At 57.7% G+C, this 19,272-nt stretch carries 21 protein-coding genes; 8 read left to right on the top strand and 13 right to left on the bottom strand.

Going from position 1 to position 19,272, the window contains the following annotated elements; genetic code table 11:
• Window positions 1-126 precede the first annotated feature (126 nt).
• From osmB to EV102420_RS17195, 12 genes are all read right to left on the bottom strand, one after another.
• Entirely contained in the window at window positions 127-342 is a 216-nt protein-coding gene (gene osmB, locus EV102420_RS17250) for an osmotically-inducible lipoprotein OsmB (RefSeq protein ID WP_042394288.1), read from the bottom strand.
• A 273-nt stretch (window positions 343-615) separates the two neighbouring features.
• Entirely contained in the window at window positions 616-1,374 is a 759-nt protein-coding gene (yciT, locus tag EV102420_RS17245; protein WP_042394285.1) for a DNA-binding transcriptional regulator YciT, read from the bottom strand.
• Between the two features lie 5 nt (window positions 1,375-1,379).
• The gene (locus EV102420_RS17240) at window positions 1,380-1,562 is read right to left on the bottom strand and encodes a YciZ family protein (RefSeq protein ID WP_042394374.1); all 183 of its coding nucleotides are present in this window, start codon (window positions 1,560-1,562) and stop codon (window positions 1,380-1,382) included.
• A gap of 115 nt (window positions 1,563-1,677) precedes the next feature.
• Entirely contained in the window at window positions 1,678-3,669 is a 1,992-nt protein-coding gene (gene pdeR, locus EV102420_RS17235; protein ID WP_042394283.1) for a cyclic di-GMP phosphodiesterase, read from the bottom strand.
• 228 nt (window positions 3,670-3,897) lie between these two features.
• Window positions 3,898-5,832, bottom strand: a complete 1,935-nt coding sequence (locus EV102420_RS17230; RefSeq protein WP_042394281.1) for an exoribonuclease II — start codon at window positions 5,830-5,832, stop codon at window positions 3,898-3,900.
• A gap of 78 nt (window positions 5,833-5,910) precedes the next feature.
• Window positions 5,911-7,065, bottom strand: coding sequence for a CMD domain-containing protein (locus EV102420_RS17225; protein WP_042394277.1), 1,155 nt, complete (start codon window positions 7,063-7,065; stop codon window positions 5,911-5,913).
• A 172-nt stretch (window positions 7,066-7,237) separates the two neighbouring features.
• A complete protein-coding gene (sapF, locus tag EV102420_RS17220; protein WP_042394275.1) occupies window positions 7,238-8,044 on the bottom strand; it encodes a putrescine export ABC transporter ATP-binding protein SapF in 807 nt (268 codons plus the stop codon).
• Between the two features lies 1 nt (window position 8,045).
• Window positions 8,046-9,038, bottom strand: coding sequence for a putrescine export ABC transporter ATP-binding protein SapD (sapD, locus tag EV102420_RS17215; RefSeq protein WP_042394274.1), 993 nt, complete (start codon window positions 9,036-9,038; stop codon window positions 8,046-8,048).
• A complete protein-coding gene (sapC, locus tag EV102420_RS17210; protein WP_042394271.1) occupies window positions 9,038-9,928 on the bottom strand; it encodes a putrescine export ABC transporter permease SapC in 891 nt (296 codons plus the stop codon). The genes sapD and sapC overlap by 1 nt, the downstream gene beginning before the upstream one ends.
• Window positions 9,915-10,880, bottom strand: a complete 966-nt coding sequence (gene sapB / locus EV102420_RS17205) for a putrescine export ABC transporter permease SapB (RefSeq protein ID WP_042394269.1) — start codon at window positions 10,878-10,880, stop codon at window positions 9,915-9,917. Before sapB ends, sapC begins: the two co-directional genes overlap by 14 nt.
• Complete coding sequence (gene sapA, locus EV102420_RS17200) at window positions 10,877-12,523, bottom strand: ABC transporter substrate-binding protein SapA (RefSeq protein ID WP_042394267.1); 1,647 nt, start codon at window positions 12,521-12,523, stop codon at window positions 10,877-10,879. The genes sapB and sapA overlap by 4 nt, the downstream gene beginning before the upstream one ends.
• A 90-nt stretch (window positions 12,524-12,613) precedes the next feature.
• The gene (locus EV102420_RS17195; RefSeq protein WP_042394264.1) at window positions 12,614-14,020 is read right to left on the bottom strand and encodes an MFS transporter; all 1,407 of its coding nucleotides are present in this window, start codon (window positions 14,018-14,020) and stop codon (window positions 12,614-12,616) included.
• A gap of 141 nt (window positions 14,021-14,161) precedes the next feature.
• Between EV102420_RS17195 and EV102420_RS17190 the strand changes: the two genes are divergently transcribed.
• The 5 genes from EV102420_RS17190 (at window position 14,162) to EV102420_RS21620 (ending at window position 16,662) form a co-directional block, all read left to right on the top strand.
• On the top strand, window positions 14,162-15,079 hold the full coding sequence (locus tag EV102420_RS17190; RefSeq protein WP_042394261.1) for a LysR family transcriptional regulator: 918 nt from the start codon (window positions 14,162-14,164) through the stop codon (window positions 15,077-15,079).
• Window positions 15,080-15,144: 65 nt separating this feature from the next.
• On the top strand, window positions 15,145-15,489 hold the full coding sequence (gene yajD / locus EV102420_RS17185; RefSeq protein ID WP_042394259.1) for an HNH nuclease YajD: 345 nt from the start codon (window positions 15,145-15,147) through the stop codon (window positions 15,487-15,489).
• A gap of 204 nt (window positions 15,490-15,693) precedes the next feature.
• A complete protein-coding gene (locus EV102420_RS17180) occupies window positions 15,694-16,269 on the top strand; it encodes a DUF4142 domain-containing protein (RefSeq protein WP_042394257.1) in 576 nt (191 codons plus the stop codon).
• Between the two features lie 176 nt (window positions 16,270-16,445).
• A complete protein-coding gene (locus tag EV102420_RS22770; protein WP_255211693.1) occupies window positions 16,446-16,598 on the top strand; it encodes a DUF5431 family protein in 153 nt (50 codons plus the stop codon).
• Window positions 16,543-16,662 (top strand): type I toxin-antitoxin system Hok family toxin, encoded by a 120-nt coding sequence (locus tag EV102420_RS21620; protein ID WP_255211695.1) that lies wholly within the window; start codon window positions 16,543-16,545, stop codon window positions 16,660-16,662. The genes EV102420_RS22770 and EV102420_RS21620 overlap by 56 nt, the downstream gene beginning before the upstream one ends.
• Window positions 16,663-16,791: 129 nt before the next feature.
• Here the strand turns inward: EV102420_RS21620 and pspF are convergent, their stop codons facing one another.
• Window positions 16,792-17,781, bottom strand: a complete 990-nt coding sequence (gene pspF, locus EV102420_RS17175) for a phage shock protein operon transcriptional activator (RefSeq protein ID WP_072015295.1) — start codon at window positions 17,779-17,781, stop codon at window positions 16,792-16,794.
• A gap of 152 nt (window positions 17,782-17,933) precedes the next feature.
• Between pspF and pspA the strand changes: the two genes are divergently transcribed.
• The 3 genes from pspA to pspC all read left to right on the top strand — a co-directional run bounded on the left by pspA (window position 17,934) and on the right by pspC (window position 19,248).
• Window positions 17,934-18,602 (top strand): phage shock protein PspA, encoded by a 669-nt coding sequence (pspA, locus tag EV102420_RS17170; RefSeq protein ID WP_042394253.1) that lies wholly within the window; start codon window positions 17,934-17,936, stop codon window positions 18,600-18,602.
• 65 nt (window positions 18,603-18,667) lie between these two features.
• On the top strand, window positions 18,668-18,892 hold the full coding sequence (pspB, locus tag EV102420_RS17165) for an envelope stress response membrane protein PspB (RefSeq protein WP_042394252.1): 225 nt from the start codon (window positions 18,668-18,670) through the stop codon (window positions 18,890-18,892).
• Window positions 18,892-19,248 carry an envelope stress response membrane protein PspC gene (gene pspC, locus EV102420_RS17160; RefSeq protein WP_042394250.1) on the top strand — a complete coding sequence of 119 codons (357 nt, stop codon included), beginning with the start codon at window positions 18,892-18,894 and terminating at the stop codon, window positions 19,246-19,248. The genes pspB and pspC overlap by 1 nt, the downstream gene beginning before the upstream one ends.
• Window positions 19,249-19,272 lie beyond the last annotated feature (24 nt).

Below are 19,272 nucleotides of genomic sequence, written 5' to 3'. Positions count from 1 at the left end.
GTAATAAAAAGCCACGGCGGTGCCGTGGCCTTATATTGCGTACTGCGTCATTCAGATCTGCAAGAAAGTATTACGGCGTTATCAGAACGCGTTTTCGATCCTTGAAAGACCTGCTACGTCGTATTATTAGTCGACCTGGTGACCGATAATACCACCAACCGCTGCGCCACCCAGCGTACCCAGGGTGCTGCCATCGGTCAGAACAGAGCCACCGATCGCACCTGCACCGGCACCGATAGCGGTGTTGCGGTCGCGTTTAGACCAGTTGGAACATGCGCTCAGAGACATTGCCAGTGTAACAGCCAGTACGACAGTTGCTGCTTTTTTGCTTGATAACATCATAATACTTTCTCCTGAAATTTCGATTCACGGAAAGAAATCTCTTTAAGTATAGTGCGCTTATGACACGCTAAAGTCTTTTTCCGTAAATTATGTTACACAGTTGTTACTGGTATCCACGCTCAACTGAAGCGAGGCGGTAGTTACATCCTGTTATATCGCTGAACATAATTTTACTTCTTGCCTGTTGAACAGACAGGTAAAAAGTCTTAATTGAATCGTCAGAAAAGTCTCATAGATGAGGGAGATAGCCCACTTTCATGGGCTAGAAAAGCGTTAGCGCGTGCGGGGAGATTTCACAATATCGACATGCACGCCAGCCTGCTCCAGCTCGCGCTGGGTGGCTGCGTTAAGCTTGTCGTCGGTGATCACCCTGTTAAAAGGGTGGTGCTGTCCAAGCGGGTAGGGATGAACCACCCCAAACTTTGAGCTGTCGGTCAAAATAATGGCTTCACAGCCCTTTTCGAGCACGGCATTGACGACGTCGGCGCGCATCATGTCCCGGCCAGTAAAACCGGTCTCAGGCTGCCAGCCATCAATACCAATAAACGCCTTGCTGAAGTGTACCTGCGCAATATACTGCCGCGTCAGCGGTCCCACCATGCTTTCGCTTTTCTTCTGATAGATGCCGCCGAGCAGGATCACGTCGCAGGAGGTCTCTTTAAGCAGATGCGCAATATAGCTGCTCACCGTGATAATAGTGATATCTTTCTGCTCAGCGAGGGTACGGGCCAGCAGCGCATTGCTGCTGCCGTTTTCAATAAATATGGTTTCACCCGGCTCCACCGTGGAGGCGGCAAATTCCGCCAGCTCGCGCTTCAGGGCAAAATTATTGAGCATGCGGGTTTCAACATCGTCGCTTTCCAACGGTACCGCATAGCCGTGGGTGCGGCGCAAATAGCTCTGCTTCTCCAGCGTATTCAAATCCTGGCGGATAGTCACTTCCGATACGCCGGTTGTTTTAGCCAGATCGGTCACGCTGACCCGGCCTTTATCAATCACCATCTGCAAAATAGTTTGTTGTCGGGAATTCATCGCGATTAAATTTCCCACGGCGTTTTAGGCGAGTTTTGCCCCTGAGCCTGTTCAGCATCGTTCTGCGCCAGAAGCTCCGCCTTCAGAATTTCAAGATTATGAATGGCAGAGTGGTAATCACCCGCAACCAGAATATCGAGCACGGTATCGATCCGTGCTGCCAGTTGCTTTGCGTCGATGTCAGCCATCATGTCACTCCTGATTGAAAGGGTAATAAATTTAATGATGCTAAAAATAGTGTAAAAAGAGAAGGAGAAAAAAATAAATCTCAAAAAAGCATAAGCAAACGGTATTAATTAGTGGCTAACGCATTTTCCGCGTCTGGTAACGCTTGTACCAACGCTCAAAGGCGGCGGCGGGCATGGGCTTAGCAAACAGAAATCCCTGCCGTTCGTTGACGCCGTTCTTCGTCAGAAACGCATCCTCTTTGGCGCTCTCAACGCCTTCGGCAATGACCTGTAAATTCAGCGCCTGCGCCACGGCGACGATCGCCCGAACCAGCGACTGCGAAACCGACTGCTTGTGCACGTCGCGCACAAAGGACTGGTCAAGCTTGATGGCGTCAATCGGGATACGCGCCAGCTGCGACAGCGACGAGTAGCCGGTACCGAAGTCGTCGAGATGCACCTGCGCGCCAAGGGCGCTAAACTGCTCAATCACCGCCAGGGCGACCTCTTCGTTTTCAATCAGGCAGCTTTCGGTTAGCTCAACGTCAATCGGGCTGTATTCAAAATCAAGATCGCTAAGCGCCTGCCTGAGATCGTTGAACAGGGTCTGGTCAGCCAGCTGACGTGCGGAGAGGTTCACCGCGACGCGCATGTTTAGCCCCTTGTCGCGCCATTTGGCAATCTGTTGCAGCACGTCCAGCATCACCCACCGCCCCAGCGGGACGATCAGGCCAGACTCCTCGGCATAGGAGATAAACTCCGTCGGGGCGAGAAGGCCGCGCTCCGGCGACTGCCAGCGCACCAGCGCCTCCAGACTGCGGATCTCGCCGCGCCAGGTCACCTTGGGCTGGTAGTAGATCACCAGCTGGTTATCATCCAGCGCTTTGCGCAGGTTCGTGTCGAGCCACAGATACTCAAAGACACGCTGGTTCATCTCTGGGGTAAAGACACAAAACTTACCGCGTCCGTTCTCTTTGGCGGTGTACATAGCGGTATCGGCGTTGCGGATCACGGTCTCTCGATCCTTACCGTGCTGGGGTGCCAGCGAAATGCCCAGCGAGCAGCCCGAGTAGACTTCAATAAGCCCAATACGGAAGGGCTGGCGCAGCCGGGTTAAGATCCGGGATGCCATCGCCTCAAGCGCGCTCTGCGAGGTTTTGGTCGCCAGCACGATAAACTCGTCGCCGCCCAGCCTTGCCAGCACCTGGCCTTCGTCCAGACAGCTTAAAATAGCCAGCGCCACCGCCTGCAACAGCTGGTCGCCAAACATATGACCGTAGGCGTCGTTGACCTTTTTAAAATTATCGAGATCGAGATAGACGATACCTACCTGGCTATCGCCGCGTTTCGCAATGGCGTCGCTCGTCAGCTCGTTGATGGCATTGCGGTTAGGCAGGCCGGTGACGGTGTCGGTATTGGCCAGCACGCGCAGACGCTCCTGGGCACGGCGCTCTTCGGTAATATCCGTTCCGGAGCAGATAATATATATCTCATTTTTACCGCTGCCACTGTGGACAAATTTATTGCGAAAGAGAAACAGCCGCTGTCCTTTTCGGGTTTTAACCCAGCGTTCAACTTCGTAAGCGTTACCGCTCAGAAAAAAGTTAGCGATGTTACGCCGTGACGCGACCGCTTCTCTGCGGCTCATAAATAATTTAAAAACGTTATGGCCAATAACCTCTGTTTCGCACAGCCCGGTATATTCCTCGCATAGCCGATTAAAGCGCTGAATATTGCCGTGGCGATCGAGAATAACAATTGCCGAGTGTGCTTCAGACACCACCTGTTCGGCAAAGGAGAAGCCGTCGACTAAATCCTGGGCGAGGGATGAGGTATCATTCCAGGAGGAGGCGGTACCCGTCCACTCTGTTTTACCGGTTTTACGGCCAACCAGATGCAGCGTCACCTTCCGGTCCAGGAGCGGTAGGGTGGTGGTCACGCTGGAGGTAATCACCGTCATCGCCCGGATCTGCTCGGCTTGCTCATCGTTAAGCGTTATCGTCTGGCTGGCTTCGGCATTTTCACTGGTGGCAAGGTGTAGCGTATTGCTGTCGGCAGAGAGTCGCCAAAATGGGCTATTTGAGCCCAGATAGCGAAACAGCCCCTTTTGATCCAAATCCTCTTTCATGCTTCCTCCTGTCCCACTCGACGCGCTACGTTCACCCATTTTAAATTCGACGACGTTAAGATCGACAAAGCCACACGGTTAGTATCGGAACACACTGTTTTTACAGGCGATATTATAATATTTCTGCTTCAGCTAAAAACCAGAATTAGTGAATATTTATTACATGAAGGGAAGGGCAAAAATGCTGTCGGCCTCGTATATCACGAGGCCGACAGGGCAGGGAGATAATTAGGCCAGCGGGCGGGCAATAACGCTGCGCGTCTCCATGCGTACTTCAGCGATAGTGACATCAATCACATCGCTAACCTTATACACGGTTTCGCCTTTAATCGTCACCGTGCCGCTCTCCTGACTACACACCATCTCATCACGCACGGCGTGCAGGAACGGAGCCGGAATAAACGCGACCGCACCGTTATCCACCAGACGCACGCGCATACCGCCGCGGCTGATATCGATAATTTCTGCGGCAAAGCGCGTATCCGTGGCGGCTTTGTCTTTCAGGAAGCGCGCATAGAGCCAGTCACCCACGTCACGCTCCGCCATACGGTTAAGACGGCGACGTTCGGCCATTTGCACCGTTGCATCATCCTGCGGACGGGCAATGGTTTCGTTCTTGATAATCGCTTTCAGCAGGCGATGGTTGATCATATCGCCATACTTACGGATAGGTGAGGTCCAGGTCGCGTAGGCATCCAGACCCAGACCGAAGTGAGGACCCGGCTCGGTGCTGATCTCGGCAAAAGACTGGAAGCGGCGGATGCGGCTGTCGAGGAAACCTGAAGGCTGAGCATCAAGCTCGCGGCGTAGCTTGCAGAAGCCTTCGAGGGTCAGCACCTCTTCGGCGTCGACGTGCATGCCGTGCGTTTTCAGCAGCGCGGCCAGCGCTTCGCCATTCGCCGGATCGATGCCGAGGTGAATGTTATAGATCCCGAAGCCCAGCTTAGCGCGCAGAACGCGTGCCGCACAGATGTTGGCGGAGATCATGGACTCCTCGACGATGCGGTTAGCAATGCGGCGTGGCTCGGCCACGATATCCAGCACCTCGCCTTTTTCACCCAGCACAAAGCGGTAGTCCGGACGATCCTTAAACACCAGCGCATGCTGGGTACGCCACGCGCTGCGGCTCAGGCAGACGCGGTGCAGGAGGCGGATCTGGTTGGCAATCGCCTCTGACGGCGGCTGCCAGCCCGCGTTGCCTTCCAGCCAGTCTGAGACCTCGTCATAGGCCAGCTTGGCTTTGGATTCGATGGTCGCCGCGAAGAAGGTGATATCCTCTTCAATCGTACCGTCAGCGGCAATGATCATGCGGCAGGCCAGCACGGGACGGACCTCCTGCGGACGCAGAGAGCAGAGGTCGTCAGACAGCTCGCGCGGCAGCATCGGGATGTTGAATCCCGGCAGGTAGTTGGTGAAAGCGCGTACTTTGGCGATATTGTCCAGCTTGCTGCCTTCGGCGATCCACGCGGTGGGATCGGCGATGGCGACGGTCAGCTGCAGCTTATCGTCAGCCAGCGTTTCGACAAACAGGGCATCATCCATGTCTTGGGTAGTGGCGCTGTCGATGGTGACAAAGTCCAGCGCGGTAAGATCGACACGCTCCAGGCCTTCATCCAGCATTTCGGTTGCCACACCGTTCGGTGCCTCTTTCTCCAGGTTGTGGCGGGCAAGGGTCACCCACCACGGAACGAAGTGGTCATCACCGAAGGTAATAAACTGCGTCAGCTCGGCGTAAAAGCCGCGATCGCCCTTCAGCGGATGGCGACGCATCTCGGCTACTGCCCAGTCGCCCTCTTTAAAATCATGCTCCACGCCGCGCATGGCCCGGCAGGGGATAGCCTCTTTCAACAACGGATGATCAGGTACGATAGAGAGACGGTCATCTTTTCTCTGTACCTTACCGACAAAGCGCGACAGAAACGGCTCGACAAGCTCTTCCGGCTCGGCGGATTCGCGATCTTTGTCACTGTGGATCACGGCGATCACGCGGTCACCATGCATTACCTTCTTCATCTGCGGCGGCGGAATGAAATAGCTTTTCTGTCCGTCGACTTCAAGGAAGCCAAAACCTTTTTCGGTGCCTTTAACGACACCTTCCGCACGCGGCGTTTGGGAATGCAGTTGCTGTTTAAGCTGCGCTAGCAGCGGGTTGTCCTGGAACATAATTTTATATTTTCGTGGCCATAAGAGCGGCTGACAGTTTTACGCGATTCTGGGTGGCGCTTCAAGCGCTGTTTCGCGCTAATGCGTGTCGCCCAGCGCGATTTTAAGACGATTCAACCAGCCGCACAGGCCGCTCCACGCCAGCAGATTCACCGCCTGCTGAGGAGAAAGCCCCTGTTCAACGAGGGGAGTAAACTGAGCGGCGCTAAAGCGGTCTGCCGCTCGGGTCAAAAGCTGTACGGCCTGGATAACCGCCCGCGCCTGCGGATCGGCCTGGCTCCAGCTGTTTAACGCCCGTTCGCCGCTGCGCAATGCCGCGATCGGCGCGTCGGGTAGAGCAGACGTCGCCAGAGTGTTAAAGCAGTCCAGGCTACCGTTAATCCGCGCCGTCAGCAGGGCTACCAGGTTCACCAGTGCGGCATCGAGCGTGGCGCACAGATCGCTCTGTACGATCTCCCCCAGGGCGTTAAGCAGAAGGTGCTCGTGGGCCAGCACCGGCGTCAGTGCTTGCAGGGCCGGCAGCGGCTGCCACTGGGCCAGCGACGCCAGCTGGGCCGAGCTGGCGAGGTGTGGCTCGACGCGCTCAAGGCCCGGTGTCCAGCGGCTCTCAGGGCGACTAAACGGTTCGGCGGCAGCATCCTGCTGCATCTCCATCCCAGGCAGCCAGCGTACGGGCTGGCAGAGTAGAGCCTGAAACGCTGCAATGACCCGCGCCTGGAAGCCAATAAAGCCGATAATCTGATCCATCAGCACGATGTCCCAGGTCGTTAGTCCCACCTCTTCAAGCTGCTCCCGCGCCCTGGCGTCGATCACCTCGGGGGAGCTGGCGAGCTGTCTGGCGTACTGGGTGATCTGCGCCAGGCGATAGTTGCTCTCCCGGGAGGAGTCGGGGCCGGGCAGCGGCGCAAGGCGGGCGGCGTAGTGATTGCACAGGCGCTGGACGCCGTAAACCTGGGCTACCGTAAGGGCCGTGCTCAGGCGATCGTAGGCGCTGAAGGTGCGCTGGCGGCTAACGCTGACGCTGCGGGGAAAGAGCCGGTCGTAGAGCGCTCGGGCAGGCTCCAGCCAGCCTTGACACGGGGCAATGACCTCTTCAGGTAGCACAAGATCCAGTAGAAAACGATCGGTGACGGTGGCGGCTTCGGGAACTAACGGTAGCGCTTGTGCCTGGCCGGTACTCGACTGGGTCTCATGATACCAGTGGCCTTTGCCGGAAAAACGGCGTTGTTCCATGGGCTTTCCTTGATCTCAAAATGGCGATCAATATCCTGGCGTAACGCTAACGAGGGGAAAAATATTGTTAGGTGATAATAAATAGCAGAAAAGCATAAACAGCGGGGAAGACCCCTCCCGAACGGGAGGGGTACTCGGTCATTGAACCGAGCTGCGCAGCAAACATGTGGCGCTAGCGGTCTTTTCGCCAGGCATCCGCCGTCAGCGCCTCGCCAAAATGGCCGGCAATAAGGCGTCGGGTCAGCTCATGCAGCGGGGCGGCCAGCACGTCAGCGGTGCTGCCACGCTCGACCACTTCGCCCTGGTGCATCACGATGACCTGGTCGCTAATATGTTTCATCATACCGATATGCTGAGTCACGTAGATATAAGAGATACCCTGTTTCTCCTGCAATTCCAGCATCAGGTTAATTAATTGCGAACGCATCGACATATCCAGCGACGCCAGAGCCTCATCCGCGACGATCACCTTTGGACGCAGGATCAGCGCCCGGGCCAGCCCCAAACGCTGTTTCTGGCCGGGAGCCAGCATATGGGGATAGTAGCTGACGTGATCCGGCAGCAGCCCAACCATGCGCAGGGTCTCAATCACCCGCTGCCGCCGCGCTTCAGGCGGCAGATCCGTATTCAGGCGCAGCGGAAAGTCGAGGATCTGCGAGATGCGCTGGCGCGGGTTCAGCGACGTTGAGGGATCCTGAAAAATCATGCGGATGCGCTGGCTGCGAAACGAGTAGTCGCCGTAGTGCAGGGGGCTATCGTCAATCAGCAGCTCGCCAGTGGTCGGTTCGATCATGCCCGCCAGCATCTTCGCCAGCGTTGATTTACCGGAGCCGTTCTCACCGATGATCGCCAGGGTCTGCTTCTCTCGCAGGGTAAAGCTCAGCGGCTTTACTGCCTCTACCGTCTGGCGGTGGAACCAGCCGGTACGGTAGCGGAAGGTTTTACTCAGATTGCGTACTTCCAGCAGGGTGTCGATCATCTCACTCTTTCTCCATATTCAGCGGGAAATGACAGGCAAAGAGGTGATTTTTGGGTCCGGCCAGCAGGGGACGCTCAATGCATTTACGCTGGGCGTAGGGGCAGCGCGGCCCGAGACGGCAGCCAATTGGCAGATGCTCCAGCAGTGGGATCGCCCCCGGCAGCGTGTTCAGGCGGCTTTTATGCGGCATGGCGCTGCCAAAGTCAGGAATAGCGCGGATCAGCGCCTGGGTATAGGGGTGATGCGGCGTGGCGATCAGCTCCTCGCTCGGCGCGGTCTCCACGGTCTGGCCGCAGTACATCACGTTGATCTTGTCCGCCCACTGGCTCAGCATCTGCAGGTCGTGGCTGATCAGGATAATGGTGGTGTTGTTGTTTTGGTTGAGCCGGGTCAGCAGACGGAAAATCTGCGCCTGGGTGGTCGGCTCCATGGCGTTGGTCGGCTCATCGGCGATCAACAGGCGGGGCTGGTTCGCCAGCGCAATGGCAATCATCACCTTCTGGCACTCGCCGTCCGTCAGCTCGTAAGGGAAGCTGCGCATCGCATCTTTGTGATCGCGAATGCCGACGCGGTGCAGCAGCTCAATAGCGCGCCGTTTCCGCCAGCCCATGCGCTGCCACCAGCGGCCTTTATAGGTCCAGGCCGGAATGTTCTGCATCAGCTGTTTACCGACGCGCTCCGACGGATCGAGACAGGACTGCGGCTCCTGAAAAATCATCGACACGTTATGGCCGAGGATTTTCCGCCGCTCGCGCGCCGAGAGGCGCATCAGATCGACGTCGTCGAAGCGCATTCGGTCTGCGGTGACCCGCCAGTTATCTTTGGTTACGCCGCAGATGGCTTTGGCTATCAGGCTTTTGCCCGAGCCGGATTCGCCCACCAGACCGCGGATTTCGCCTTCGGCAAGGGTCAGCGTAACGCGATCGACGGCTCTTACCCAGCCTTCGCCAGTCTTGACCTCAATGGTCAAGTTACGAATATCAAGTAGTGGCACTATTCCACCCCCGCATTGACCGCACGGCGGATCCCGTCGCCCAGCAGGTTAACCAGTAAAACGCTTACCATGATCGACGCCCCCGGCAGCATCACTGTCCAGGGCGCGACGTAGATCAGCTCCAGCGCGTCGCCCAGCATCGCTCCCCACTCCGGGGAGGGCAGCTGCGCACCGAGATCGAGAAAGCCCAGCGCGGCTATGTCGAGGATTGCCATTGAGAGCGCGCGGGTGATCTCGGTCACCAGGCCTGCGGTCATGTTCGGCAGTACCGCAAACCACAAAATATTGAGCGTCGTCGCGCCGTCCAGCCGCGCGGCGACCACGTACTCTTTCTCCAGCTCGTCGTGCACCATGCTGTAGACCGAGCGTACCATCCTCGGCAGCAGTGCCAGCCAGACGGCAAACATGGCATGGGAGAGGTGCGGCCCGGCAAAGGCCACCACGATAATGGCCAGCAGCAGGGAGGGGATCGACAGCAGCGTATCGAGCACGTGGTTCAGCACCGCCGAACGCAGGCCGTGCGTTGCCCCGGCCACGACACCCAGCACCAGGCCGCAGATCGTTGCCGCCAGGGTCACGACAAACGCGCCGCCTACCGTTGGTGCCGCACCGCTGAGCAGGCGGCTAAGCACGTCCCGGCCAAGGTCGTCCGTGCCGAGGAAGAAGGAGACGTCCCCATAGCGCGACCACGAGGGTGGCAGCAGCTGGTAGCCGAGGAACTGCTGATCGATGCCGTAGGGCGCGAACCAGCGGCCAAAAAGACACAGCAGCACCAGCCCGGCGCAGCCGTACAGACCAATCATGGCGGTGGTATCGCCATAGAACTTGCGCCAGACCGTGCGCAGCGCGCCGGGGGTCTGCTTCTCGTTATAGACGTTATCGGAGGGCATACCATTCCTTATGTTTCAAAGGGTTCGCCAGCGCGCCCAGAATGTCAGAGAGAACGTTAACAATAATGACCAGCGCACCAATCACCATCACCCCGGCGGAAATAGCCGCATAGTCCTGCTGGCGGATGGCATTGATCACCCAGCGCCCCAGTCCCGGCCAGCTAAAGACCATTTCAGTGATCATCGCCAGCGTCAGCATCGTGGAAAACTGTAGGCCCAGACGGGGGATCACCGGCGGCAAGGCGTTGTGCAGCACGTGGCGACGCAGAATGCTCAGGCGCGATAGCCCGCGCGTGGCGGCGGCCTTGATGTAGTTCTGCTCAAACACCTCAATAGTGCTAAGTCGCATCAGGCGGATCACCTCGGTGGTCGGCGCGACCGCCAGAGTCAGCACCGGCAGCACCATATGCCGCAGCGCGCTGATGATCATCTCTTCGCGCCATATCGACTCCGACAGCCAGGCGTCAATCAGCGCAAAGCCGGTGACCGTTTTCACCTCATAAAGCAGATCGAAGCGGCCTGATACCGGCAACCAGCCCAGCGTCAGCGAGAAGAAGAGGGTCAGCAGTAGCGCCAGCCAGAAGATGGGGATCGAGAAGCCAATCAGGGCCAGGGCGCTGATCAGCTTATCCTGCCATTTACCGCGCATAATACCGGCCATCATACCAACCGGGATGCCCACCACCAGCGCGAAGCCAAAGGCAAGAATACAGAGCTCCATGGTGGCCGGGAAGACCTCCTTGAGCTGCTCGGAGATCAGCTGGCCGTTAATGCTGGAGACGCCGAAATCCCAGTGCAGCACCCCTTTGAACCAGAAGAACCAGGCGTTCCACAGGGATGCGCCCTGCAGCGGCGCGTGGGGGGTAAAGTAGCTCAGGCTAAAACCTACAAAGGTCAGCAGAAAGAGCGTGACCAGCAGCAGAAGCAGGCGGCGCAGCGTAAAGATGATCATGGTTGCTTCACCTCTTCTTTTTGCGGTTCACGCGAGACGCCGGCAAACGAGGCGTTGCCGAACGGGCTCAGGACAAGACCTTTAATATCGTAGCGGTAGGCCTGCAGGCGCAGGGAAGAGGCCAGCGGCAGCACCGGCAGCTCGCGAGCGAGGATAGTCTGCGCCTCATCGTAGGCTTCAATGCGCGACGCCAGCTGCTGGGAGGTCAGCGCTTTCTGCAATATGGTATCAAACTCCCGGCGGCACCAGTGGGCAAAGTTCGTTTGTGACTCAATGGCGGCGCAGCTCAGCAGCGGGCGGAAGAAGCTGTCCGGGTCGTTGCTGTCCGTCGACCAGCCGGAGAGGGTCAGGTCATGATTCATATCCATCAGTCTCGCTTCCTGGAACCGCCCTTCGACGGGAACAATCATCACCTTGACGCCGACCTGGGCCATATCGGCCTGGATCAGTTCAGCGGTTTTCAGCGGGCTGGGGTTCCACGCCTGCGAGCTGGTCGGCACCCACAGCTGTAAGGTCATGTTCTCCAGCCCCAGCGCGGCCAGCTGCTGCTTGGCTTTTTCCGGATTGTATTCAGTGATTTTTGCTTCGCTGTCATAGGCCCAGGAGGCACGGGGCAGGATCGAGGCGGCGGTCTCTGCCGTGCCGTAATAGATCGACTGCATCAGGCGCTGGTTGTTGATCGCCAGCGCCAGCGCATGTCGCACGGCGGGGTTATTCAGCGGCGCTTTGTCGGTATTAAACGCCAGATAGGCGATGTTCATCCCCGGACGCAGGGTCAGACGCAGGCGCGGATCGTCGCGTAAAATTGTCAGCTGGCTGGCGGCAGGCCACGCTAGTACGTCACACTCGCCGGTCAGCAGCTTCGATAGCCGCCCGGTTCCCCCGGAGCCGAGATCGACCACCACCTGCGGCATCAGCGGCTGGCCGCGCCAGAACTGCGCGTGGCGCTGGAGGCGGATATACTGGCCGGTGCGGTACTCGGCAAGCTGGAACGGGCCGGTGCCTACCGGCTGGCGATCCAGCAGCTCCTGACGATCGCGCTTAGCCAGCTGGTCTGCGTATTCGGCAGACATCACCGAGGCGTAGTGCGTCGCCAGATGCCACAGAAACGAGGCGTCCGGCTTTTTCAGGCGAAACTCCACCGTGCGACTGTCCAGCTTGCGTACGCTTTCTACCGAGTCGGCGAACTGTAAGCTATCAAAATAGGGGAAGCTGCTGCCATTGACGTTATGCCACGGGTGGTGGCGATCGAAAATGCGCTGGAAGCTAAAGACCACGTCGTCGGCGTTAAGTGCCCGCCCTGGCGTAAACCACGGCGTTTTTTGAAAGGCGACGTTGCTTCGCAGGCGGAAACGGTAGGTCGCGCCGTTATCCAGCACCTCCCAGCTCTCCGCCAGCTCGGGCACCAGACGATAGGTGTAAGGATCCACGTCCAGCAGACGATCGTAAAGCTGGGCTGCCAGGGTATCTACAATCAGGCCGCTGCTCGCTTTTTGCGGATTAAAGGTATTAACCTGGCCATTCACACAGTAGACAAAACCGCTATCACGAATATCCGCCGTAGCGGGACCCGCAGGCGCAGCCTGAACGTGTCCGCTTAACAGGCCGACTGCCATGAGCAGGGAAGATATAATCAGGCGCATAATTTCTTTAGCTGTAAGACCGATTTACAAAGTGTATCGCACTTAACAGGGTCACGTAAAAATGTCTGCGGGTAAGCGGCGTAAAAGTCATCAATCAGGCTGTTTTCGTATGCGGCTTAAGCTAAAAAGGAGGGCCAGCACGGTCGCCAGTACCGCAACCCATAGGCTCAGGCGAACCGCGCCCGCCGCCCGATCGCCAACGGGCGCTAAAACCGCCAGGATGACGCCCACTAAGGCCCCGCCCAGACACTGGCCGAAGGTACGCATAATGGCCAGCACGCCGGAGGCGTAGCCGCTGTTCTCCCGCGAGGCGTTTGCCAGCATTTCACGATTGTTGGGGCTTTGAAAAAAGCCGAAGCCGAGTCCGCAAACCAGGCTGCGAATGCCAATATCCCAGGGCTGAGCCTGGTCTGGCAGCAGCGCCAGCAGCGTTAACCCCAGCGTAAAAATCCCCAAACCCAGCGTAGAAATTATCGCGGCGGGGTAGCGATCGGCCAGACGACCTGCATGGGGCGCGGCCAGCATAATCCCCAGCGGCCAGGGGGTGAACAGCAGCGCCGAGGTAAAGACGCTATACCCGTATACGCTCTGAAACAGAAAGGGGAGAGCAATAAACGTCATCCCCTGACTGACAAATGAGGCCAGCGAGGTGAGGGCAGCCAGTGAAAAGCGCGCCGAGGCAAAAAGCGCCAGCGGCATGAGCGGCCGTGGCGCACGACGCTGACGCCAGATAAACAGCAGCCCGGCGGCCATCGCCACGCCACCATAGCCTGCCGCCGTCCACAGCTGCGTTTGCGCCGAGCCGGGCCGGGAGAAGGCGTTTGCCGCCATAATTAATCCGCCGAGCATCAGCGCTGACAGCGCTGCCCCGGCGATATCAAAGGGTTCGTGTGCGGGCGTGCTGTTACGGGGGATCGCCTGCAGCGTCAGCGTTAAGGCGATCGCTCCCAGCGGAATATTAATGGCAAACAGCCACTGCCAGCTCAGGGCGGCCAGCAGCGTGCCCCCCAGCACCGGGGCGACTGCCGTGCTGGCGGCGATCAGCAGGGCGTGAAGGCCCAGAATACGACCCAGCAGGCGAGTCGGGAAAACAGAGCGTAGGATCGCTGGAGCAATACTCAAGGTCGCGGCCCCGCCAACGCCCTGCACGATGCGCCAGCCTGTCAGCGCCGAGAGCGAAGAGGAGAGGGCGCAGCCCAGCGAGGCCAGCGTAAACAGGCTCAGGCCGAAGGCAAACAGGGTGCGAAAGCCAACGCGGCGGGCAAGCGCGGCAAAAATGGCCAGCGTCATCGCGACCGAGAGCAGATAGCCATTAGCGACCCATACGGTGGACTGTGCAGGCACCGCCAGCGCATGGGCGATGGGCGGCAGCGCAACGTTGACGATGGCCCCGTCAAACACGGCCATGGTAGTGCTGGTCATCACCGCACCCATCGCCAGGGCCCGTTCGCGCCCGGCTAAACCTTCATCCCCAGGTTCTGAAGAAAAAAGCGCCATGCTGTTCACCTCTGTTATATGTGTTTATGCAATATGAACAGCGTAAGCAGGGATGAGACCGGGCGGAAGACGCAGCGTTTGCAGTAATAACCTGCACCGGACGCCTTCCCTCAAACCAAACGGGCAGAGTAAGATACAGGCATGAACGCACCCGATCTGAACTTGCTTATCGCTCTCGACGCGCTGCTGGCTGAAGCCAGCGTGGCGGGGGCTGCGCGTCGTTTAGGGTTAAGCGCATCGGCGATGAGCCGTACGCTCAGCCGTCTGCGCTCAGCCATCGGCGATCCGTTGTTGGTGCGTGCTGGCCGCCACATGGTGTTAACGCCGCATGCTGAGGCTATTCGCGAACGCACGCAGCACACCCTGTTTGAAACCCTGGCGCTGCTGCGACCCTCTCCGGCCGGGCTGGCGCTGTCGACCCTGGATCGCACGTTCGTGCTGCGCACTAACGAGGGTTTCATTGAGGCCTTTGGCCCAACGCTGATTGTGGCGGCGGCGAAGAGCGCCCCGCACGTGCGTCTGCGCTTTGTGGCCCGCGCGGAAAAGAGCGCAAAGGCGCTGCGTGAAGGGCTGGTCGATCTCGAAGTGGGCGTGCTGGGTGAGATGGGGCCGGAGATCCGCATTCAGGCGCTGTTTCGAGATCGCTTTGTTGGCGTGGTGCGCCCTGGCCATCCGCTGGCAGCGCTGCCGGAAGTGGGCATCAGCGACTATCTGGCGCATGCCCACGTGATCGCCTCTCGTAAGGGACGCACCGCCGGACCGGTGGATGAGGCCCTGGCTGAACGGGGTCTTGAGCGTACTATTGCTGCTGTCGTACCGGGCTTTCCCGCTGCGCTGGCGGTGGTGCAGGCCTCCGATCTGGTGGGGCTGATCCCCGCCTCGTTTCTTATCCATCAGCCTGCCGCGGCATATTGCATGTTTGAACTGCCGATAAAGGTGCCTGGCATTACGCTCTCCCAGATGTGGCATCCGCGAGCCGAGGCCGATCCGGCGCACCGCTGGCTGCGGCAGTTTGTGCTGGAGGTCTGCCGTAAGCACGCCCCGGCCTCCCATCAGTGATTGGCGAGCGTCGCGCATTGGCATACTATAGGGGCATACTTTCGTTACCGTAAGGATTGCCTGCTATGGCTATCATTCCTAAGAACTATGCTCGTCTGGAATCAGACTACCGGGAGAGAGCATTAAAAATTTATCCGTGGGTTTGCGGGCGCTGCTCACGCGAGTTTGTTTACTCGAACCTGCGCGAGTTAACGGTGCATCATATCGATCACGACCACACCAATAACCCGCCGGACGGCAGCAACTGGGAACTGCTGTGCCTCTACTGCCACGATCATGAACACTCGAAATATACCGAGGCCGATCAGTACGGTACAACCGTCGTTGCGGGAGAGGACGCACAGAAGGATGTGGGTGCGGCAACCTACAATCCGTTCGCTGACCTGAAATCGATGCTTAATAAGAAGTAACGCCACGAAGACAGCTTGCCGTGGGGCGGCTGTCTTTAACCCCGCATCTCCTGACCCCCTCCGATTAGGACTTTGGCTTAATCTGCTGCCTTAAATCATTGTTCCACTATACTGAACTGACCATTGCAGTTGTTATTTACAGAAGAAACTGCGCACGGTTAATTACCTCATACCTACCCTACCCATGGTCATCAGGAGAACAACATGCAGAAGAGCAAAACCTTGAAAGGGCTACTCGCCGTATCAGCAGTCGTCGCTATGTTCAGTACTGCTGGCGTTCAAGCTCAGACGCAGCCTAGCGCTGCGCAGAAAGATGCCGTAGGTCAGACGGGATCGAACGCCAAACTTAGCGCCGGGGACGAAAAAGCGGTGAAGGATATGGCGCAGGCCAATATCAATGAAATCGCCGCTGCCAAAATCGCGCTGAACAAGGCTCAAAGCAGCGACGTCAAAGCCTTCGCTCAGAAGATGGTTGACGATCACGGTGCTGCCTTAACCAAAGTACAGACGGTGGCCCAGCAAAAAGGGGTGGCGCTGCCGACTGAGCCGGATGCCATGCATAAGGCCATGGCCGCCAATCTGGAAAAGCAGAGCGGCGACGCATTTGACAAAATGTATATGGAAAACGCCGGCACCAAAGATCACCAGATGGTGCTGTCGAAGCTGCAAAGTGATGCCAAGATGATCAAGGATCCGGACGTGAAGGCTCTGGCCGACGCGCATACGCCGGTCGTTGAGCAGCATCTAAAATCCGCCCAGCAGATGTCGGCAGATAAGTAATTAAGCTACCGGTACGTTATGCGGCGTGCGCCGCAACAGGCTAAAAACAGATAGCGTAGAATAGCCGTGGCGCTTGAGGCTTTTTGCCTCATAACGTTGAAGCGATAAAGATGTGGTGAGGCAGAAAGAAGAAAGCCCCGAAGGTCATTTTTCAATAAACCAACGAGGCCGACTCTATGTCTAGTCAACATCAGAGTAGCCGTTTACCCGCCGCAAGGCAAGGAGAAGAAGGCTATGAAGCTGCCATGGAATGCTCTCATCTGGTGCATATTAATTGTCTGTTTAACGCTGTTGATATTCACCTGGCTGACGCGAAAATCGCTGTGTGAAATTCGCTACAGAGATGGGAGCAGAGAGGTGGCTGCTTCGATGGCTTACGAATCCGGTAAGTAGCAACCTGGAGGCGGGGGGAACCCCGCCTTTTCAGCGCTGATGTTGCCGGGCATCGCGAGCGCCTTTATAAGAGGCTGTCAGCTTAGGCTGGCAGCCTCTTTTTTGTTCTGCCGATCCTACGTACTGCGGCTACAGCCCATGCTTTTTCAACAGCGCCCTGAGCTGATGGTAGGTCAGATTCAGCAGCTCTGCGGCGCGCTTCTGGTTAAATTTGGCCTGCTGTAGCGCGGCCTCCAGCAAGGTCTTCTCCTGCACGGTCTGGAACTGGCGCAGATCCAGCGGCAGCTTTGGCATGCCAGAGAGCGCCTCTGCAACCGGCTCAGGAGAGGCGGTGCGCTGAAAAGGATCGATAATAATCTCATCCAGTGCCACCTCGCTGGTGCCGTGGCGGTAGACCGAGCGCTCCACCACGTTCTTCAGCTCGCGAATATTACCCGGCCAGCGGTAGTCCAGCAGCGTCTCCCTGGCACGCTCGGTAAAGCCTGGAAATAGCGGCAGCCGCAGCTCGCGGCACATCTGGATCGCGAAGTGCTCTGCCATCAACATAATATCGCTCTGGCGCTCGCGCAGCGGCGGGAGCTGTACCACGTCAAAGGCCAGCCGGTCGAGAAGATCGGCGCGGAACGTGCCGTCGCGTACCATTTCAGGCAGATCGGCATTGGTGGCGCATACCAGCCGGACGTTAACCTGCAGCGGCTGGCTGCCGCCGACGCGCTCTAGCTCGCCGTACTCAATTACCCGCAGCAGCTTCTCCTGAACCAGCATCGGGGCCGTAGCCAGCTCGTCGAGGAACAGCGTGCCGCCGTCAGCGCGCTCAAAGCGGCCGGGATGGCGACGCTGCGCCCCGGTAAAGGCCCCGGCTTCATGACCAAACAGTTCGGTGTCCAGCAGGTTTTCATTAAGGGCAGCGCAGTTTAGCGAGATAAAGGGTCCGTCCCAACGCCCAGAGAGAAAGTGCAGGCGGTTGGCGATCAGCTCCTTGCCCGTTCCGCGCTCACCAATAATCAGCACTGGCTTATCCAGCGGGGCGAGGCGTGAAACCTGCTCCAGCACTTCCAGAAAGCTGTTGGCCTCGCCGAGAAGGTTATCCTTGTATTCCGCCATGATGAAATTCGCCATTAGTTAGTGTTATTCACCACTGTAGTCCAAAATTACGCAGCGGTAAAATTAATCAACTCTCTACTAATCAATAAGATAAAAAGTTGGCACGGGTCTTGTATTAAGTTAGCAGCAGGGCTTAGCCCGATTACATAAAATATGAGGATTACATTATGGGTATTTTTTCTCGTTTTGCCGACATCGTGAACGCCAACATCAACTCTCTGCTGGAGAAGGCAGAAGATCCGCAGAAACTGGTACGCCTGATGATTCAGGAGATGGAAGACACGCTGGTTGAAGTGCGCTCCACCTCTGCACGTGCGCTGGCCGAAAAGAAACAGCTGTCGCGTCGTATTGAACAGGCTACCGCTCAGCAGGCGGAATGGCAGGAGAAGGCCGAGCTGGCGCTGCGTAAAGAGAAAGAGGATCTGGCCCGCGCTGCCCTGATTGAAAAACAGAAGCTGACCGACATTATCACGACCCTTGAGCAGGAAGTTGTTCTGGTTGATGAAACGCTGGCCCGCATGAAAAAAGAGATTGGCGAGCTGGAGAACAAACTCAGCGAGACCCGTGCGCGTCAGCAGGCGCTGACCCTGCGTCACCAGGCTGCCAGCTCTTCCCGCGACGTGCGCCGTCAGCTGGATAGCGGCAAGCTGGACGAAGCCATGGCTCGTTTTGAATCCTTCGAGCGTCGTATCGACCAGATGGAAGCCGAAGCGGAGAGCCACGGTTTTGGCAAGCAGAAGTCGCTGGATCAGGAGTTTGCCGAGCTGAAAGCGAGTGATGAAATCAGCGAGCAGCTGGCTCAGCTGAAAGCCAAAATGAAACAAGATATTCAATAATAACAAACGATGAACACTACCGGGCGGCATCCGTTTACGCCGCCCCTCATCTGTAAGGAGTACACATGAGCGCGCTATTTTTGGCTATTCCTCTGACTCTGTTTGTTTTGTTTGTCCTGCCGGTCTGGCTGTGGCTGCACTACAACAACCGCAGCGGTCGCGATGCCCTTTCGCAAAGCGAGCAGCAGCGCTTGGCCCAGCTCAACGACGAAGCAAAACGGATGCGCGAGCGGATAGCCTCTCTGGAAGCTATTCTTGATGCAGAGCACCCGAACTGGAGGGATCGCTAATGAATGAATTTTTTAATAAAAAACTGTGGCGAATTCCCCAGCAGGGGATGGTGAAAGGCGTCTGCGCCGGGATTGCCCACTATCTTGACGTCCCGGTAAAGCTGGTGCGCCTGATTACGGTGCTGGCAATGCTTTTTGGCCTGTTCTTCTTTGTGGTGCTCGCCTACATCATTCTCACCTTCGTGCTCGATCCGATGCCGGAGGGGCAAATGGATGGCGAAGCGGCACCGACCAGCAGTGAACTGCTGAATGCGGTGGACGCGGAGCTGGCATCAGGCGAGAAGCGTCTACGCGAGATGGAGCGCTACGTCACCTCCGATACGTTTTCGCTGCGCAGCCGTTTCCGTCAGCTCTGATATAACGACCTAACGAGGTAAATG

The organism is Pseudescherichia vulneris NBRC 102420, from assembly GCF_000759795.1.
GTDB classification, from domain to species: domain Bacteria; phylum Pseudomonadota; class Gammaproteobacteria; order Enterobacterales; family Enterobacteriaceae; genus Pseudescherichia; species Pseudescherichia vulneris.
The sequence above is the reverse complement of the archived record's forward strand: the minus strand, read 5'-3'. Positions and strand labels throughout refer to the sequence as shown.

Bases quoted from the DNA above. Each gene is read 5' to 3' on its own strand.
- osmB (WP_042394288.1), bottom strand. From the start codon at position 342: ATGATGTTATCAAGCAAAAAAGCAGCAACTGTCGTACTGGCTGTTACA.
- yciT (WP_042394285.1), bottom strand. From the start codon at position 1,374: ATGAATTCCCGACAACAAACTATTTTGCAGATGGTGATTGATAAAGGC.
- EV102420_RS17240 (WP_042394374.1), bottom strand. From the start codon at position 1,562: ATGGCTGACATCGACGCAAAGCAACTGGCAGCACGGATCGATACCGTG.
- pdeR (WP_042394283.1), bottom strand. From the start codon at position 3,669: ATGAAAGAGGATTTGGATCAAAAGGGGCTGTTTCGCTATCTGGGCTCA.
- EV102420_RS17230 (WP_042394281.1), bottom strand. From the start codon at position 5,832: ATGTTCCAGGACAACCCGCTGCTAGCGCAGCTTAAACAGCAACTGCAT.
- EV102420_RS17225 (WP_042394277.1), bottom strand. From the start codon at position 7,065: ATGGAACAACGCCGTTTTTCCGGCAAAGGCCACTGGTATCATGAGACC.
- sapF (WP_042394275.1), bottom strand. From the start codon at position 8,044: ATGATCGACACCCTGCTGGAAGTACGCAATCTGAGTAAAACCTTCCGC.
- sapC (WP_042394271.1), bottom strand. From the start codon at position 9,928: ATGCCCTCCGATAACGTCTATAACGAGAAGCAGACCCCCGGCGCGCTG.
- sapB (WP_042394269.1), bottom strand. From the start codon at position 10,880: ATGATCATCTTTACGCTGCGCCGCCTGCTTCTGCTGCTGGTCACGCTC.
- sapA (WP_042394267.1), bottom strand. From the start codon at position 12,523: ATGCGCCTGATTATATCTTCCCTGCTCATGGCAGTCGGCCTGTTAAGC.
- EV102420_RS17195 (WP_042394264.1), bottom strand. From the start codon at position 14,020: ATGGCGCTTTTTTCTTCAGAACCTGGGGATGAAGGTTTAGCCGGGCGC.
- EV102420_RS17190 (WP_042394261.1), top strand. From the start codon at position 14,162: ATGAACGCACCCGATCTGAACTTGCTTATCGCTCTCGACGCGCTGCTG.
- yajD (WP_042394259.1), top strand. From the start codon at position 15,145: ATGGCTATCATTCCTAAGAACTATGCTCGTCTGGAATCAGACTACCGG.
- EV102420_RS17180 (WP_042394257.1), top strand. From the start codon at position 15,694: ATGCAGAAGAGCAAAACCTTGAAAGGGCTACTCGCCGTATCAGCAGTC.
- EV102420_RS22770 (WP_255211693.1), top strand. From the start codon at position 16,446: ATGTCTAGTCAACATCAGAGTAGCCGTTTACCCGCCGCAAGGCAAGGA.
- pspF (WP_072015295.1), bottom strand. From the start codon at position 17,781: ATGGCGAATTTCATCATGGCGGAATACAAGGATAACCTTCTCGGCGAG.
- pspA (WP_042394253.1), top strand. From the start codon at position 17,934: ATGGGTATTTTTTCTCGTTTTGCCGACATCGTGAACGCCAACATCAAC.
- pspB (WP_042394252.1), top strand. From the start codon at position 18,668: ATGAGCGCGCTATTTTTGGCTATTCCTCTGACTCTGTTTGTTTTGTTT.
- pspC (WP_042394250.1), top strand. From the start codon at position 18,892: ATGAATGAATTTTTTAATAAAAAACTGTGGCGAATTCCCCAGCAGGGG.